Raw genomic sequence first — 16868 nt, 5'->3', positions numbered from 1 at the left:
GGCGGGCAGAGCGGCCTGGTGCGCGCCGTCGGCCCGCCCGGCTTCTCCACCACCTATCTCACCGGCACCCTGACCGGACTGCTGGTCGACGTGGCGCGCAGTGGAACCGTGCGCCGGCTCAGCGCCCTGCTGGTGGTGTCCCTGGTGGTGGGCGCCGCGGCCGGCGGGCTTCTGGTGGCCCGTGCCGCTCGGGCCGCGCCAGCCCTGCCCGCCGGACTGGTCGCCCTCGTCCTGCTGGGGTCCCTGACCTCCCTGGCCCGGGACGCCCGCGGCCGGTTGTGGCCCCACCCCTCGTAGAACGGGCGCCACGTCCAGGGGCGCCGACCGGCTGCGGGACCGATCCCCGGCCCCCTTTCGCGTCGTACATCCCAAATATCACCTTTTGGGATACTGGGAGGCAGAGCGGGAGGAGGGCTGACATGACGCGCGCAGTCGGTATTGACCTGGGTACGACGAACTCGGTCGTATCCGTCCTGGAGGGCGGCGAGCCGACCGTCATCACCAGCACCGAGGGCACCCGGACCACCCCCTCGGTGGTGGCCTTCGCCAAGAACGGCGAGGTGCTGGTGGGGGAGGTCGCCAAGCGCCAGGCGGTGACGAACGTGGAGCGCACCGCGCGGTCGGTCAAGCGCCACATGGGCGAGGACCGGTGGCGGTTCCCGGCCACCGGCGACATCGACGGCAAGCGCTACACGGCGCAGGAGATCTCCGCGCGGGTGCTCCAGAAGCTCAAGCGCGACGCCGAGGCGTACCTCGGCGAGGACGTCACGGACGCCGTGATCACCGTCCCCGCGTACTTCAACGACTCCCAGCGCACCGCCACCAAGGAGGCGGGCGAGATCGCCGGGCTGAAGGTGCTGCGGATCATCAACGAGCCGACGGCCGCCGCCCTGGCCTACGGGCTGGACAAGGAGAACGACCAGACCATCCTGGTCTTCGACCTCGGCGGCGGTACCTTCGACGTCTCGCTGCTGGAGATCGGCGAGGGGGTGGTGGAGGTCAAGGCCACCAACGGCGACACCCACCTCGGCGGCGACGACTGGGACCAGCGGATCGTGGACCATCTGGTCACCCGCTTCAAGAACGGCTACGGCGTCGATCTGGGCAAGGACAAGATGGCGGTCCAGCGGCTGCGCGAGGCGTCCGAGAAGGCCAAGATCGAGCTGTCCGCGGCGAGCGAGACCACGATCAACCTGCCGTACATCACCGCGTCCGCCGAGGGCCCGCTGCACCTGGACGAGAAGCTGACCCGCTCGCAGTTCCAGCAGCTGACCGAGGACCTCCTGGAGCGCTGCAAGGCCCCCTTCCACCAGGCGGTCAAGGACGCCGGGACCAAGACCTCCGACATCGACCATGTGATCCTCGTCGGCGGCTCCACCCGGATGCCGGCCGTGACCGACCTGGTCAAGGAGCTGACCGGCAAGGAGCCGCACAAGGGCGTCAACCCCGACGAGGTGGTGGCGATCGGCGCCTCCCTGCAGGCCGGTGTCCTCAAGGGCGAGGTCAAGGACGTCCTGCTGCTGGACGTCACCCCGCTGTCCCTCGGCATCGAGACCAAGGGCGGCATCATGACCAGGCTGATCGAGCGCAACACCACGATCCCGACCAAGCGCTCGGAGGTCTTCACCACGGCCGAGGACAACCAGCCGTCGGTGCAGATCCAGGTCTTCCAGGGCGAGCGCGAGATGGCCTCGTACAACAAGAAGCTCGGCATGTTCGAGCTGACCGGTCTGCCCCCGGCCCCGCGCGGGGTGCCGCAGATCGAGGTCGCCTTCGACATCGACGCCAACGGCATCATGCACGTCTCGGCCAAGGACCTCGGCACCGGCCGGGAGCAGCGGATGACCGTCACCGGCGGCTCCGCGCTGCCGAAGGACGACATCGACCGCATGATGCGCGAGGCCGAGCAGTACGCGGAGGAGGACCACAAGCGCCGCGAGGCCGCCGAGACCCGCAACCAGGCCGAGGCGCTCGTCTACCAGACCGAGAGGCTGCTGCGCGACCAGGCCGACAAGGTGCCCCAGGACACTCGGCAGGAGGCCGAGGCGGCGGTCGCCGATCTGAAGCGGGCGCTCGAGGGCGAGGACACCCACGCGATCCGCGAGGCCACCGAGCGGACCGCCGCCGTGGGCCAGAAGATCGGCACGGCCATCTACGCCCAGGCCCAGCCGTCCTCCTCGTCCGGCGGCGGATCCAGCGGCTCCGGAGCGGGCTCGCCCGGTGACGGCTCCTCCGGCGACGGCGGGGGCCACGGGCACCCGTCCGACGAGGAGGTCGTGGACGCGGAGATCGTCGACGACGAGAAGCCCAAGCCGGACGCGGGCTGAACCGCCGCCGCTTCCCTCCCGGCAGGTGTCACGGCGTCCCGGGCGGTGTCGGCCGTCCTCTGGGCGGTGTCACTGCTTCCTGGCCGGCTCGCCCCGTCGTGCGGACACCTCCACGAGTTCCGAGCGCCCCTTCGCGTTGAGATGCAGGATCGGAATGGCCTTGTTGCGCGGATTGCCGTTGTTCTGGAACGAAATGAACCCACTGGCCCCCGGCACCTGCTGACGGCTGTTCATCTGGTGGAACATCCGCGCCACCGATTCCCCGGTCACGTCGCCCAGCGCCGCCATCTCGACGCCTTGGGCGGCGGTGAGCACCGCGTCGTGCGCCATGATGGCCTGGCCGTCCTGGTGCTGGTCGTCGGGGGGCGGGCCGACGGAGGGGAGACGGAGTCGGGGTCCTTCCGCCACATATCGGGGTGTGCCAGGCCCGTGTAGAGCACCCGCACCTTGCTCTCGGCGGCGTGGGCCAGGTCATCGGCGGTGAGGTTGGTGGTGTCGTCGCCGGTGATCACCATGAACTCCCGGTTCTGGCAGGGACGGTTGGCGATCGCGTCCAGGAACCGGGTGAGGTGCTTGCCGCGGCCCGCGAAGAAGACCGCCTCCGGCTTCAGGTCGCACAGCTGCCCCGGCATCCAGCGCAGCTCGTTCCGCCAGGCGGGCACCGAGGAGTCGTAGCTCATCCTGTCCGACACCAGCTGGTGGCCCTTGATGTCCTGGAAGACCTTGGTGAAGGCGTCCCCCAGCGTCTTGGCGTAGTAGTTGTCCTGCGCGTCGTCCTGGACCACCACCGCCCGGCGGACCTGCTCCTTCTTGAGGTAGGCGGAGGCGGCGTACGCCTCGTCCACATTGGTCGGGGAGACCCGGACGAGCCCCTTGATGCCCTCGATGTTGGTGGCCGTCATGGTGCTGGCGACCAGGGCCAGACCGTTGTCCGACAGCCGCCTCAGCGCGTCGATGTTCTGGGTGTCGCTGGGACCGAGCCCGGTGACCGCGACCAGCTTGTCGTCAGAGGTCTTCCGGTCGATCAGCTCATCGACGGTGTGCTCCCAACGGGCCGCGCGGCTCCCCATATTGGCGATCAACAGCTTGATCTTGGGAGAGGAGGAGAGATCGCCGCGGTTGTGCCGGTACTGCGCCAGATACGCGCCCTCGAGCTCGTGCCGGACCGATTCCTCGGAATTGCTGTCGTCTTCGGTCAGCGTGAAGGAGGTCATATAGGCGACGCTGACGTATTTGTCGCCGTCCTTCTCCACCTGGTCGTTCTCCGCCTTGATCTTCTTCTCCACGGGCCCCAGATGGTCGGCGAAAATGTACGAGCCGTCGGTGACGCCCACGCACTCCCGGTCGTCGCCCATCTTGACCACGCCGTCGCCGCACCGCGCCCGCCGGTCGCCGAGCCAGTTCACGGTGAGCGGAACCGCCACCGCGAGCACCGCGAGGACGATCACGCCGATCACCACACGGCGCACGATGTGCAGCGGCCATTCGAGTCTCGGCACCGGTCTCACCCCTCGCCCGCGAGCGTCAGCGGATGGCGCCAGTGGCGGTACCGTTCCGCCTCGTTGAACAGGGCCACTATGTCGTTCCTCCGCAGTCGTGAGAGCTGGTTGAACCCGTCGGCGATCATGTCGTTCAACCGCATCCCCGGGTCGGCGAGCGGATCGCTCCACACCCAGCGCACCGTGATCAGCTCCCGGATCACCGAGGCGGTGGTGACCGCCTCCGGGGGCTCCTCCGGGGCGAGGCCGGCGAGCAGCTCCAGCGGTCCGCCGCCTTGGCCCAGCCGGTTGGGCGCGGCCGTGATGGCGTTGAACTCACTGATCCACTGCGCCGCGGGCACCACCGGGAAGCGGTCCACCAGATATCCGGTCACCTCGTCGATCCGCTCCGAGGCCAGCCGGTGGTACATCTCCTGGACGGTCCGGCCCTCGGACCTGAAGTACTCCGCCAGCAGCTCGTGCACCGCGTCCCAGTCGTCCGGCCGCCCGGCCAGCCGCCACAGCAACAGCCGCCGCGGCCAGGGGTGGAGCGACGGTGTCACCGTCCCCGGGCTCTGCAGCAGCCAGCGGCCGCGGACCTCGCCGAACAGCGCGTCGCCCGAGCCCAGCAGCCGGGTGCCGATGGACAGGTCACGCGCCGCGGCGCACTCCTCGAGCGCGGTCCGCTGCGCGGGGTCGAAACCGTGCAGCAGATGGTCCAGAGCGGCTTCCGCCAGCGCCCGGGAGTCCTCGCCCTCCCGCGGCGTACGGTCCGGCAGGGTGCGCAGCCAGCGGTCCTGCTCGGCGCCGTCCTCGGTGGGCACGGCCGAGTGCCGGAGCAGCTCCAGCACCTGGCTGACCGCCCGGGGCAGCCCCGCGGTCAGCCGGTGGATGAAGGGCGCGAGCCGGGTGAACGGCGCGAGGCCGGGGTGCTGGCGCAGCTCCAGCTCGATCCGGATGCGCACCTCGTCCAGGTTGAGGTCGCGCAGCCGCAGCGGATACCACCAGGTGTCATCGCTGTCCCGGCCCGGCCGGTGCTCCGCCCAGTCCTCCAGCGAGGCCCGGTCCGGGCCGCGCAGCCGCCAGGGCCACTGATCGCCGGTGGCCGGCCCCCAGCGGGGCAGCCACCGGTTGGAGCTGGCCACGACGGTGAGCGGATCGCAGTCGGCTCCCGCCACCACGGCGTCGTCATGGCGGGCACGGATCAGCAGGTCGAGGAAGCGACGGCCGTACTCCGTGTGGGAGTTGTCGAGCAGCAGCAGATAGGACCGGGGCATGAACGAGTGCCGCACATTGCTGCGCATGTCCTCCAGCAGGGCGGAGAACAGCACCCGGTCCAGCCGCTCCTGATCGTCCTCGTCGCCGTCGTGGCGCCATAGGTTCAGCTCGACCAGCGCCTCCCACGGATCCCGGCTGCGCAGCAGCGGGTGGCCGCCGTACCAGGCCGCGCTGCTGGTGAACTTGCGGCCCGGCAGCCGCCTCCGGCCGCGCCGCAGCGCGTCCCGCAGCAGCGCGAGCGCGGCCGTGGAGGCGCCGTCGGGGGCGCCCACGGCGCCCCCGGCCACCTCGAAGAAGGCGGCGAGATAGTCGCCGTAGCGCGCCTCCGCCTGCTCCTGGAAGGCGTCCAGCTCGCGGCGGATGTTGCGCCGCCCCTCCGCGAGGCTGGTCATCCGCAGCTGGTGGTCGGAGGCCAGCAGACCGAGGGTGAGCCGGGGGAAGTGGGAGCGGCGATAGCGCGGGAGCTTGCGCTCCAGCTGACGGGCGAGCAGCGCCAGGGCGTACCGCGGCAGCAGGGACTGCTCACCGCCGAGATTGACATAGGCGAACGGTGTCTCGGGGCCGAACTTCTCCATCAGCGCGCCATGGGCCTCGCTGGCCCCGCTGCCGCGCGGCCCCAGCAGCATGATCACCGGCCGTTCGTCGGCGGGCCCCAGCTGGAGACACTCACCGACCAGACTGATGATCCCGCTGCGGCCTCTGAAGCCCACACCTGTTCCGGATTCCGTCACGTGCCCCCGTCCCCCCGTCGGCCCCCCATCGACAACTAGAGGGGTGCTTACCCAGGTTCACCCCATTCGAAATGACATGCCCCTCCAACGTACCCCGGGTGCGGCCCGCGCCGGGCCTCCCTTACCGGCATCCAGGCGGTCTCCGGCCGGGCGCCGCTCGACCCGCGGCGGTGCCTTGGCCGCTGTCGTGGCTCGGTGGTGGTGCCTTGGCCGCTGTCGTGGCTCGGTGGTGGTGCCCTGGCCACTGCCGTGGCTCGGTGGTGGTGCCTTGGCCGCTGGCGTGGCTCGGCCGTGGCGCACTGGCCGTTGCTGTGGCTCAGCGGCGGAAGATCTCCAGCCGGGTGGGCGCCACCCGCGCCGGCGCGGGCAGGGCGAGGCCGCGGCGCCCCGGGGTGATCGACCCCAGCACACTGGGATGGCGGGCGCCGGTGCAGCTCGGTGCCGTACCGGCCAGCCCGTGGACGGTCAGGAAGGCCAGGACGGCGAAGGCGTACGCCTCCTTCGCCGCCTCCGGAAGGCCGAGTTCGCCGGAGGTCCGCAGGGCGACGCCGCCCAGCGCCCGGCGCAGCGCCCCCATCAGCGTGGGGTTGCGGGTGCCGCCGCCCGAGGCGATCACCTCCGTGACGTGCACCGACCGCACCGCGTCGGCGACGGTACGGGCGGTCAGCTCGGTGACGGTGGCGACCACGTCGTCGTCCGGCACCGGGCCCACGGCGGCCAGGGCCGCCCGCAGATAGGACCCGTGGAACAGCTCCTTGCCGGTGGTCTTGGGCGCGGGCAGCGCATAGTACGGCTCGGCCAGCAGCCGCTTTAGCAGCGGCGCGTGGACGGTGCCGCGCGCCGCCATGACACCGTCCACGTCATGGTCCAGTCGGCCGCCCGTCAGATCGCGGACCGCCGCGTCGATGAGGGCGTTCGCCGGGCCGGTGTCGAAGGCCAGCGGATCACCGGCACCGGACACCACCGTGATGTTGGCGATTCCACCGAGGTTCAGGGCGGCGCGCACCCCGGGCCGCCCGCGCAGCCACAGCACATCCACCAGGCTGACCAGGGGAGCGCCCTGGCCGCCCGCGGCCACGTCACGGCTGCGCAGATCGGAGACGACCGGACAGCCGGTGGCCTCGGCGATCCAGGCGGGCCCGCCGAGTTGCAGCGTCCCGTGCACCCGCCCGTCCTCGGCCCAGTGGTACACCGTCTGGCCGTGCGAGCCGATGAGGTCCGCGCGCCCCGCGCACAGCTCCCGGTCGGCGCGGACCGCGAGCGAGGCGAACGCCTGGCCGATACGGGTGTCGAGCGCGCACACCTCCTTCATCGTGGTCGCCGCCGGGGGCAGCGCGGCGCTCAGCGCCGACCGCAACCCCGCCGGATACGCCTCGCCGATCAGCCCCAGCGGGGCCAGGACCACGGTGTCGCCGTCCAGCACCAGATCGGCTGCCGCGGCGTCGACCGCGTCGTGGGACGTGCCCGACATCAGGCCGATCACCCGCATGGCGTCTCCTCCTGCCGCTCGTTCTGCCCGCCTTCGCCGTTCTTCCCGTTCTCCCCGTTCCCCCTGTTTTGCCCGTTCTCCTTGCTCTCCCCGTTCTTCCCGTCCGTCCGCGCCCGGCCGCGCGGTGCGCCGCGGCGGCCCTCCTCGCGGAGGGTGAGCAGCGCGAGCACGCTGACGGTGCAGGTCACCGCCACGTAGTAGGCCGGGATGTCGGCCTCGCCGGTGTGCTTGACGACCTCGGTGATGATGAGCCCCGCGCATCCGGAGAACACCGCGTTGGACAGCGCGTACGCCAGCCCCAGCCCCGTGTAGCGGACCCGGGTCGGGAACATCTCGGCGAGCATGGCCGGCCCCGGCCCCGCCATCAGGCCCACCACCACACCCGCGGCGAAGACCGCCACCGCCTGCGTGAACGCCGAACTTCCCGGCTCCTGCAACACGTTGAGCAGCGGGAAGGCCAGCACCACCACCAGCGCGGCTCCGGTCAGCATCACCGGCCGCCGCCCGATCCGGTCGCTGAGCAGGCCCGCCGGGAGGATGGTGAGCGCGAAGCCCGCGTTGGCCACCACGGTGGCCACCAGCGCCTGCTGGAAGGTGGCGTTCAAGGTGGCCTGGAGATACGACGGCATGACGACCAGGAAGGTGTAACCGGCCGCCGACCAGCCCATGATGCGCGCGGCCCCCAGGACGATGGCCACGGCCACCTCACGGGGGGCCGCCACCCGCTCCGGTCCGCCGGAGAGTGTCACCCGCTCTGGTCCGCCGGAGGATGCTTCCGGGTCCGGTCCGCCGGAGGGTGTCATCGGCTCCGGTCCGCCGGACGGTGTCACCGGGTCCGGCGCCGTGGTGGCTTCCCCGGCCGCCGCCGCGCGGAAGGCCGGGGTCTCCTCCAGCCTCAGCCGCAGCCACAGGGCCACCAGCCCGATCGGCAGGGTGAGCAGGAACGGCACCCGCCATCCCCAGTCACCCAGCGACGCCTCGCTCATCACGGTGGCCAACAACGCCGCCGCACCGGCCCCGGCCAGCAGCCCCAGCGCCACGGTGAACGACTGCCAGGCCCCGTACAGCCCGCGGCGCCCCGGCGGAGCGAACTCCGTCATGATCGACACCGCACCGCCGAACTCCCCGCCCGCGGACAGCCCCTGGAGGATCCGCAACAGGGTCAGCAGCCAGGGAGCGGCCGCACCCAGCGTGTCGTAGGTGGGCAGCGCGCCGATGAGCGTCGTGGCGACGGTCATCAGCAACAGCACCAGGATCAGCGTGGGCCGACGGCCGATCCGGTCGCCGACCCGGCCGAAGACGGCGGCGCCGATGGGGCGGAAGAAGAACGCGATCCCGAAGGAGGCGTACGTCTTGACCAGGCCCTCGAACTCGCTGCCGCCGTCGGGGGTGAAGAAGTTCGCGGCGATGATCGTCGCGAAGAAGCCGTAGACACCGAACTCGTACCACTCGATGAAGTTGCCGACCGAACCGGCCACCAGCGCACGGCGCGGGGCACGTCCGGTGGCACGCTCGAGGGGATCCGCTGAGGACGTCGTCAATCCGGGCCCTTTCCGCCGTCACCGCCAAGGGGAATGTGGTGTCCGTACCCCTGAAGGGCAGGTGGTTACCGGTGCGAGCTGGGCCGACGGCCCCGTGGCTCAGCCGCGCAGCACCCCGTTGCACTCCCGCTGCAGCGCGATGTCCTGCCACATCGGGTGCTGGGGCGCGGCGTTGGAGCACACCACCGCGCCCCACGCGCCCACCCGCGCCGACTCCTCGACGGCGCGGCGGCAGAACGCGGCCCCCACCGGGCCCTCCTCGAAGGTCCCGTGCAGCGGGGTGTAGCCGATCCAGCCCTCGCCGAAGACCAGCGGGACCCCGTTTCCGGCCGCCCAGTCCGCGGCCGCCTCGATCCAGGTGACCAGCCGCTGGTCCATCGCCGTACGGTGCACGGCATAGCGGTCGTACAGCCAGGCGTCCCAGCGGGCGGGGTCGCACCAGTCGTGGACGTAGATCTCCCGGGGGCCGACCGTGGTGGCCTCCAACCGCCAGCGGTCGCCGGGCGGAGGGGCCCAGTCGGCCAGGTCGGGAGCGCCGGGGCGCAGCAGCTCCCGGCGGACCGCCTCCTGGGGGAACGGGCGGCCCGGGTCCCGGATGGCGAAGGTGGTCAGCAGCTCGTCCAGCACCCCGTACACATAGGGGTGGAAGACCGCCACGTCCACCTCGCGCGGGACCCCGCGCAGCGAACCGACCGGCACCTTGGCGTAGTTGACCGTGACCGGCCGGTTGGGGTGGCGCTCCTTGAACCGGGCGAGGCCCCGCTCCAGCCGCGGCCGCAGGGCGACGACCTTGTCCTCGCCCTCCAGCCCGTCGGTGAGCCGGCTGCCCTGGACCTCGTTGTGCAGTTCAGTGAAGGCGATCCGGTCGTCCAGACCGTGGATCACCAGGAAGTCGATCAGGTCGGCCAGCGCGTCCGCGAGCACCTCGGCGCGCCGCTCGGGATCGACGGCCATCAGCGCGTCGAACCAGGCGCGGTCCGCGCCGAACGACGGGCTCTGCTGGTACTCCCAGCTGGAGAGGATGACGAAGCAGTCATGGCGCAGGGCCGCCTCGAACAGCCTGCGCAGCCAGGCCCGACCGTCGATCTCGCCCCCGCCGCCCACGTCGTACCAGCGCGTCCGCTGCCCGTACGCGCCGCCCAGCCCCGACGGCCGCAGCCTGGCCGTATCGAGCCGGGAGCCGAAGAGCAGGAAGGGCATGGCACACACGCGTACCGTGTTGTAACCGCGCGCCACGGCCTCCTCGAAGGCCCGGTCGAGATCGGCGAAGGGCTCACCAGGGGCGGTACGGGTGTACCAGCTGAAGTCCCACAGTGAGATGGTCAGTTTGTCCGGCAGATGCGGCGACAGCGTCACGGGGCTCCCTGCGGTCGGCGACTCAGCGGCTCGGCGGCTTGTTGGCTTGTTGGCTCGGCGATGAGAGATCGGTCCATCGTCCGGAGGGTGCCGACGGGCTGTCAAGATGTATTCATAAATAATGGCCGACGCTAAAGTGGATGGGTTTCCACCCGTTTTCCACCCCGTCCATCCGGCTTTCCGGTCCATCCGGCCTACCACCCGAGGAGAACACCCCATGGCGTCCTATGCCGGCCGAGGCGTGCACGGCCAGGTGGTCCAGCGGCTGGGCGCCCGCATCGTCGCGGGAGACGTCGCCGAAGGCGACATCCTCGACGTCCGCGCGCTGGGCGAGGAGCTGGACGTCAGCCTCACGGTGATGCGCGAAGCCCTCAAGGTGCTCGCGGGCAAGGGCCTCATCGACGCCCGGCAGAAGCGCGGCACCTTCGTCCGCCCCCGCTCCGCCTGGAACCTCCTCGACGCCGACGTCATCCGCTGGCGCATGACCGGCGGGGACGGCCGACGGCTGATGCGCGACCTCGCCGACATCCGCGCCGTCGTCGAACCCGCCGCCGCCCACCGTGCCGCGCTGCGCCGCACCGGCGCCGACCTGGCCGCGCTGGAGACGGCACTGGCCGCGATGGAGCGCGCCCGGGGCGACCTGGCGGCCGAGGAGGAGGCGGACGCCGCCTTCCACCGCGCGCTGCTCGCCGCCACCGGCAATGAACTCCTCGCCCGCCTCGAACTGATCCTGGAGCCCGGACTGCGTGAGCGCGACCGTCTGGTGCACGCCCACGGCGACGCCGACGATCCCGTACCCAGCCACCGCCGGGTGCTGGCGGCCATCCGGGACCGGGACGCGGCCGGTGCCGAGCTGGCCATGCTCGATCTGCTCGCCAAGGCGGCCGAGGACCTGGACCGGGCAGCGGCCCACCCGGCCCACGGCTGAGCGCCGCCCAGCCCCGTGCCGGAGCGCTGGACCGGTCCCGTACCCCGGAGCCCCCGGCCCCCGGGAGCGGCGCCCGGTGAGTTCGTACGTCTCCTTAGAGTTCTTCCCCGGCCCCCGGCCCCCGGCCCCCGGGAGGGGCGCCGGTCCCCGCCGGACGTGGCCGTACGACGACGGCGCGCGGGGCGGGGGTCTCTCAGGCGATCCAGCCGTAACCGGGCCGTGGTCTGCGCGAGGCCGGGGGCGCGCCCACGCTCTCCAGGTCCCGTTCGGCGGCGTGTACCAGCTGTTGTCCCAGGTCACTGAGCGCCCGCCCGGCTGCGAGTTCGTCGCCGATCACGGGCACGTCCTCGTCGTCGGGGTTGCACCGGGCCAGGCCCCGGCCGGTGAGCGCCGTGGATCCGGTGTCCAGCTCCACGCGCGCCGTGGTCCTGCCCTCTTCCTCGGAGAGGTAGAGGTGGACCGTCCACTCCACTGTGTGTGACATGGTCTGCTCCTCACCTTCTGGTGGCCGTTTCGGTGGCCGTTTCAGTGGCCGCGGACCCCGCGGACGCGGCCGGAGCCCGCGGACGCGGCCGGAGCCCGCTCAGCGGCGGTTCCTGCCGGACCACGCGGGTGCCACGACTCCCACCTCCTTCCACTCTCCTCCCATCGGGCGTACCGCCTGCGGTCCAGGGCCCACCGGATTCGGTCCCGCCCCGCGAACGCGGCCACGGCCACCGGCGCGGCGGTGACCGGTCGTCCCCGGGCGCAGCCGCCCGCGCACGCACGGCCACCGCCGCGGCGGTGACACAGCCGGTGACGAGGTCACTCCGGTCAGCACCGGAAGCTCCGGACACGGCAGACACAGGACGCCGTCCTCCCACCACGGGACGTTCGCCGGGGTGCCCTCCGGTACCAGCCCGGAGGCGGCGGTGAGCCCGGTGCTTCGGGCGGAGCCGCACGGTGCCCGCCCGACGCGGGCTGCTGAACGCGGGCGAGCGCCCCGCGAGTCGATGATCTTCAGCGTGCGCGGCTTGGGGGCGCCGGTCACGGAGCCGCCCGGGAAGCAGGCCCGGACACAGTCGACCGAGGTCGTCCCCGGGCGCAGCCGCCCGCGCACACAACGGATCCTCCAAAAAAGGCGGCCGTGGCCTGGGTGTTGCTGACGGTTCGCCGTTCCGGACCGGGACGCGGAAGGGGCGCTGGAAAAGAATCTCGGCGGAATTCCGAACATGACGGAGCGCCGGGCCGTATGCCACGTGGCATACGGCCCGGCGCTCCGGTCGATTCCGCTCAGCCGAGCACCTTCTCCAGCGCCGCCAGCGAGCCCTCCAGCTCCTCCCGGGTGATGGTCAGCGGCGGTGCCAGACGGATCGTCGAACCATGGGTGTCCTTCACCAGGACCCCCTCGGCCATCAGCCGCTCGCTCACCTCGCGGCCGGTACCGAGCGCGGGATCCACATCGACCCCCGCCCACAGCCCGCGGCAGCGGTAGCCCGCGACGCCCTTGCCGGTCAGCGCGGCCAGCCCGTCCCGCAGCACTTGGCCCAACTCCGCCGCCCGGCGCTGGAACTCGCCGGTGCGCAGCAGATCGACCACGGCCGAGCCGACCGCCGCGGCCAGCGGATTGCCGCCGAAGGTGGAGCCGTGCTCGCCGGGGCGCAGCACCCCGAGCACCGAACGGTCGGCCACCACCGCCGACACCGGCACGATGCCACCGCCCAGCGCCTTGCCGAGCAGCAGCACATCCGGCAGCACCGACTCGTGCTCGACGGCCAGCGTGGTGCCGGTGCGGCCGAGACCGGACTGGATCTCGTCGGCGATGAACAGCGTCCCGGTGCGCCGGGTCAGCTCGCGCACTCCCCGGAGATAGCCGTCATCGGGGATGACGACGCCCGCCTCGCCCTGGATGGGTTCGATGAGGACCGCCGCCGTGGTCCCGTCGACGGCGGCCTCCAGCGCCGCGAGGTCGTTGTACGGCACGATACGGAAGCCCGGGGCGAACGGGCCGAAGCCGTCGCGGGCGACGGGGTCGCTGGAGAACCCGACGATCGTGGTCGTACGGCCGTGGAAGTTGTCCGCCGCCACCACGATGGTGGCCTGGTCCGGAGCGACGCCCTTCACCTCGTACGCCCATTTGCGGGCCACCTTGATGGCGCTCTCCACCGCCTCCGCGCCGGTGTTCATCGGCAGCACCATGGAGAGCCCGGTGAGCTCCGCCACCGCCTCGGCGAACCCGGCCAGCCGGTCGTTGTGGAAGGCCCGGGAGGTCAGCGTGAGCTGGTCGAGCTGGCGGTGGGCGGCCTCGATCAGCGCCGGGTGGCGGTGGCCGAAGTTGAGGGCCGAATAGCCCGCCAGCATGTCCAGATAGCGGCGCCCCTCGACATCCTCCACCCATACGCCCTCGGCGCGGGCGACGACCACGGGCAGCGGATGGTAGTTGTGCGCCAGCGAGGATTCCTCGGCGCGGATCAGCTCGTGTGACGAACGGGCGGGACGGGCGGCGTCCGCCGCTGTGGTGGTGGCGGCGCCGGGGGTCATGGCGGTCATCAGCGGATCTCCTGTGTGCAGCACTTGATGCCCCCGCCGGCCTTGTGCAGTTCCGACAGGTCGACGGGGACGGGGACGTAACCGCGGTCGGTGAGCTGATCGATGAGGCCGGTGGCCCGGGGGGCGACGAACACGTGGCGGCCGTCGGAGACGGAGTTGAGCCCGAAGGCCATCGCGTCGTCCCGGGTGGCGATCAGCGCGTCGGGGTAGAGCCGCTTCAGCACCTCACGGCTGCCGGGGGAGAACGCCTCGGGGTAGTAGGCGATGTTCCGGTCGTCGAGGACGAACAGCGCGGTGTCCAGGTGGTAGAAGTACGGGTCCACCAGCAGCAGACTGATGGTCGGCACCCCGAAGAACTCCTGCACCTCCTGATGGGCCGCCCGGGTGGTGCGGAAGCCGGTGCCCGCCAGGACGAAGGGCCCGGCCGGCACCAGATCGCCCTCGCCCTCGCACACCGACTCCGGCGGGTGGACGTCGAACCCGGCCGCCTTGAACCACCGTTCGTAGGCGAGCTGTTCCGGTCGGCGCTGCGGTGCGTGGAACCGCGAGCCGAAGACCCGGCCCCCCAGGACGAGGGCCGAGTTCGCGGCGAACACCATGTCCGGCAGCCCCACCACCGGTTCGATGAACTCCACCCGGTGGCCGTGGTCGCGATAGGCGTCGATCAGCGTCTCCCACTGGGCCCGGGCGAGGCCGGTGTCGACCTCGGTGTCCTCGCGCATCCAGGGGTTGATCGCATACCGCACATCGAAATATCTGGGGGCACAGGTCAAAAAGCGCCTGGGACGCGGCGCACGGGTTGGGGACACGGAGGATTCCTCTCGCTTCCGCGGCGACCGGGGGATGAATCAAAGGTAGAAAGCGGAGGAGAGGGGTGACAAGAAAGGAAAACTGCGTGTATGCGCAGCGATGCTGCGTGCTGGGCCCCGATCGCGCCGGTTCATTGCGTCGCGGTCGCGGGCGGGGCCGCACCGGCCTCCGGACTGCCGGTGAGCAGGTGCGACAGCACCATGTAACTGATCGTCTGGCGGATGAACGGTTCGGCCCGGATGCGCTCCAGGACCTCCTCGAAATGCTCCACATCGGTGGCCATGACATGCAGCAGGGCGTCCGCGCCACCGGTCACCGTCATGGCCGCGATGATCTCCGGATAGTCGCGCACAACCTCCGCGAGGCGCCGGGGCGGTGCGGCGCTGTCGCAGTAGACCTCCACGTACGCCTCGGTCCGCCAGCCGAGCGCGGCGGGGCGCACGGTGGTGGTGAAGCCGGTGATCACATCGGTCTCCCGCATCCGGTCGACGCGGCGCTTGACCGCGGAGGCCGAGAGCCCGATCGCGGCGCCGATCTCCGTGAAGCTGGTCCTGGCGTTGGCGACCAGCGCCGCAACGATCTTCCGGTCCAGATCGTCGAACGGTACGGACTGATGCGTCATCTCTTGCCGTCCTTTGCGGTCTTTCACTCCAAGCGCGAAGGGATCCTTCCGCATGCTCAAATCGACCCATACTAGCCTCGCGCCGGCGCGAGTGTGCCGGTCCGAGATCAGGTCACCTTATCGAGGAGCGCCGCTGACCAGCATCAACACCAGGGCCCGGACCGCGAGACGGGTGCGGCCCCGGAGGAGGGTACGGAAACCGGCAGCAGGATCCGGACCGCGGCCGCGCGCCGCGGTCGGCGGCGCGCGGAGCGGATCGTTTCCCGGGCTGGTCGCCCGGGGTCACCTCACTGTGGTTTCCCGGGCTCTTCTCCCGGGGTCATCTCACTGCGGCTGCGGGGCACCGGCCGGTTGGTCCATCGCGCGGGCCAGGCTCGCCGGTCGCATGTCCGTCCAGTTCTCCTCGATGAAGGCGAGGCAGGCGTCGCGGGAATCGGCTGGGTGGGCCACCCGCCACCCACCCGGCACCGGAACAAATTCGGGCCAGAGCGAATGCTGGTTCTCTTCGTTCACCAGGACGAGAAAGGTGCCGTTGGGGTCGTCGAAGGGGTTCGACATGTCATGTCACTCCGTTGCTTCCGCGGGTTTCTGAAGGGGGGTTTCCGAAGGGGGTTTCCGAAGGTTCCGAGAGGCGGGGGCTAGCCGAGCCGGCGGAGAATCTCCGACAGCGCCGGACCGATCTCGGACAGCGGTTGGGGCTGCATCATGCCGTGGTGTTCGCACTCCACATCGTGGACGTCGATGTCACCGGACACATAAGGCCGCCACGCTTCGGCGGGCACCAGGGGCTCTTGCGCCCGGCCCGGCACCCCGAGTGTCGCGGCGAAGAAGACCACGTCCCCACGGAAAAGACCGGGAACGTGTGTGGTCTGCAGTCGCGGAGTCTGTTCGAAACACGCGCGCAGACCGCGGAAGGTTTCCGCGTCGAGCAGGAGATCGACGGGCGCACCGCGGTCGCGCAGCAGCTCCGCCGTTTCCTCTGGGGTCAGCTCACCCTCGGGAATGCCGTCCGTATCACCTCCGACGGCGCCGAGCAGGAAGCCGAGCATGTCCTGCTCGCTGAACTCCGGAATGTCCTCGGTGGTGAGTCGCTCCGTAGGAGCGGAATCGAGCATGACCAGAAGGTCGACGCTCTCCCCTTGCTCCTGCAGCTCGGTCGCCATGGCATGGGCCACCAGGCCGCCGAAGGACCAACCGAGGAGGCGGTACGGACCCACCGGCTGTACGGTGCGGATCTGCTCGACGTAGTCCGCCGCCATCTCGCGGACCGTCGCGGGAGTGCGATCGGTCCCGGCGAGCGCCCGAGCCTGCACCCCGTACACCGGGCACGAGGGATCGACGTACGGTACGAGGCCCGCGTAAGGCCAGCTGATCCCTCCCGCGGGATGGACGCAGAACAGCGGACGGGCGCTGCCCGTCGACCGCAGCGGCAGCAGGACATCGAGCGCGCGTCCGGTGTCCCCGCTGTTCAGCCGGTGCGCGAGGGCACTGACCGTCGGTGCCTCGAACAGGGCGCGGACGCCCAGTTCGACGTCGAAGACGGCTCGTACGCGGGCCACCAGGCGTGTCGCCAGCAGGGAGTGCCCGCCCAGGTCGAAGAAGCTCTGGTTCGTGCCGACGTCGGGCAGCCCCAGTACCTCGGCGAACAGACCGCACAATGTGTGCTCGGTGGCGTTCTGTGGCCGCCGCACGGCCTCGGGCGCACCGAACTCGGGTGCGGGGAGTGCGCGGCGGTCGAGTTTGCCGTTGACGGTCAGGGGGAGTTGGTCCAGGACCATG

15 protein-coding genes and 1 pseudogene are annotated in these 16868 nt (G+C 71.2%); 3 read left to right on the top strand and 13 right to left on the bottom strand.

The features are described from left to right. Window positions 1–297 (top strand): DUF1275 family protein (locus AXW62_RS31910; protein ID WP_159061004.1); only part of this gene is annotated, 297 nt, incomplete at its 5' end. 122 nt (window positions 298–419) lie between these two features. Continuing rightward, window positions 420–2327, top strand: coding sequence for a molecular chaperone DnaK (dnaK, locus tag AXW62_RS31905; protein ID WP_060947559.1), 1908 nt, complete (start codon window positions 420–422; stop codon window positions 2325–2327). Between the two features lie 69 nt (window positions 2328–2396). Here dnaK and AXW62_RS46275 read toward each other — a convergent pair whose 3' ends face one another. The 6 genes from AXW62_RS46275 to AXW62_RS31880 all read right to left on the bottom strand — a co-directional run bounded on the left by AXW62_RS46275 (window position 2397) and on the right by AXW62_RS31880 (window position 10200). Further along, window positions 2397–2657, bottom strand: coding sequence for a type 1 periplasmic-binding domain-containing protein (locus tag AXW62_RS46275; protein ID WP_252368814.1), 261 nt, complete (start codon window positions 2655–2657; stop codon window positions 2397–2399). After that, complete coding sequence (locus AXW62_RS31900; protein ID WP_252368813.1) at window positions 2594–3826, bottom strand: ABC transporter substrate-binding protein; 1233 nt, start codon at window positions 3824–3826, stop codon at window positions 2594–2596. Before AXW62_RS31900 ends, AXW62_RS46275 begins: the two co-directional genes overlap by 64 nt. A gap of 5 nt (window positions 3827–3831) precedes the next feature. After that, window positions 3832–5793 carry a hypothetical protein gene (locus AXW62_RS31895; RefSeq protein ID WP_252368812.1) on the bottom strand — a complete coding sequence of 654 codons (1962 nt, stop codon included), beginning with the start codon at window positions 5791–5793 and terminating at the stop codon, window positions 3832–3834. Between the two features lie 337 nt (window positions 5794–6130). Beyond that, complete coding sequence (locus AXW62_RS31890; protein ID WP_060947557.1) at window positions 6131–7303, bottom strand: anhydro-N-acetylmuramic acid kinase; 1173 nt, start codon at window positions 7301–7303, stop codon at window positions 6131–6133. Continuing rightward, window positions 7294–8844 (bottom strand): MFS transporter, encoded by a 1551-nt coding sequence (locus AXW62_RS41730; RefSeq protein WP_079115898.1) that lies wholly within the window; start codon window positions 8842–8844, stop codon window positions 7294–7296. Before AXW62_RS41730 ends, AXW62_RS31890 begins: the two co-directional genes overlap by 10 nt. 99 nt (window positions 8845–8943) lie before the next feature. After that, the gene (locus AXW62_RS31880; protein ID WP_060947556.1) at window positions 8944–10200 is read right to left on the bottom strand and encodes a cellulase-like family protein; all 1257 of its coding nucleotides are present in this window, start codon (window positions 10198–10200) and stop codon (window positions 8944–8946) included. 217 nt (window positions 10201–10417) lie between these two features. Between AXW62_RS31880 and AXW62_RS31875 the strand changes: the two genes are divergently transcribed. Further along, a complete protein-coding gene (locus tag AXW62_RS31875) occupies window positions 10418–11128 on the top strand; it encodes a FadR/GntR family transcriptional regulator (RefSeq protein WP_030841629.1) in 711 nt (236 codons plus the stop codon). A gap of 193 nt (window positions 11129–11321) precedes the next feature. Here AXW62_RS31875 and AXW62_RS31870 read toward each other — a convergent pair whose 3' ends face one another. From AXW62_RS31870 to AXW62_RS31845, 7 genes and pseudogenes are all read right to left on the bottom strand, one after another. Continuing rightward, window positions 11322–11612: a DUF1876 domain-containing protein gene (locus tag AXW62_RS31870; protein WP_030841632.1), complete on the bottom strand. Its 291-nt coding sequence runs from the start codon at window positions 11610–11612 to the stop codon at window positions 11322–11324. A gap of 500 nt (window positions 11613–12112) precedes the next feature. Further along, window positions 12113–12236: pseudogene (locus AXW62_RS47280) on the bottom strand (chorismate-binding protein); the annotation flags it as partial. Window positions 12237–12400: 164 nt separating this feature from the next. Beyond that, window positions 12401–13657 (bottom strand): ornithine--oxo-acid transaminase, encoded by a 1257-nt coding sequence (gene rocD / locus AXW62_RS31865; RefSeq protein ID WP_060947555.1) that lies wholly within the window; start codon window positions 13655–13657, stop codon window positions 12401–12403. Next, window positions 13657–14466 (bottom strand): dimethylargininase, encoded by an 810-nt coding sequence (ddaH, locus tag AXW62_RS31860; protein WP_060947554.1) that lies wholly within the window; start codon window positions 14464–14466, stop codon window positions 13657–13659. Before ddaH ends, rocD begins: the two co-directional genes overlap by 1 nt. A 131-nt stretch (window positions 14467–14597) precedes the next feature. Beyond that, window positions 14598–15089 carry an Lrp/AsnC family transcriptional regulator gene (locus AXW62_RS31855; RefSeq protein WP_030841641.1) on the bottom strand — a complete coding sequence of 164 codons (492 nt, stop codon included), beginning with the start codon at window positions 15087–15089 and terminating at the stop codon, window positions 14598–14600. 324 nt (window positions 15090–15413) lie between these two features. Further along, complete coding sequence (locus tag AXW62_RS31850) at window positions 15414–15647, bottom strand: MbtH family protein (RefSeq protein ID WP_060947553.1); 234 nt, start codon at window positions 15645–15647, stop codon at window positions 15414–15416. Between the two features lie 80 nt (window positions 15648–15727). After that, a partial coding sequence (locus AXW62_RS31845) for an alpha/beta fold hydrolase (protein ID WP_060947552.1) occupies window positions 15728–16868 on the bottom strand: 1141 nt, incomplete at its 5' end.

Origin of the sequence: Streptomyces hygroscopicus subsp. hygroscopicus (assembly GCF_001553455.1) — a bacterium.
Lineage (GTDB): Bacteria > Actinomycetota > Actinomycetes > Streptomycetales > Streptomycetaceae > Streptomyces > Streptomyces hygroscopicus.
This window is presented reverse-complemented; position numbering and strand designations above follow the sequence as displayed.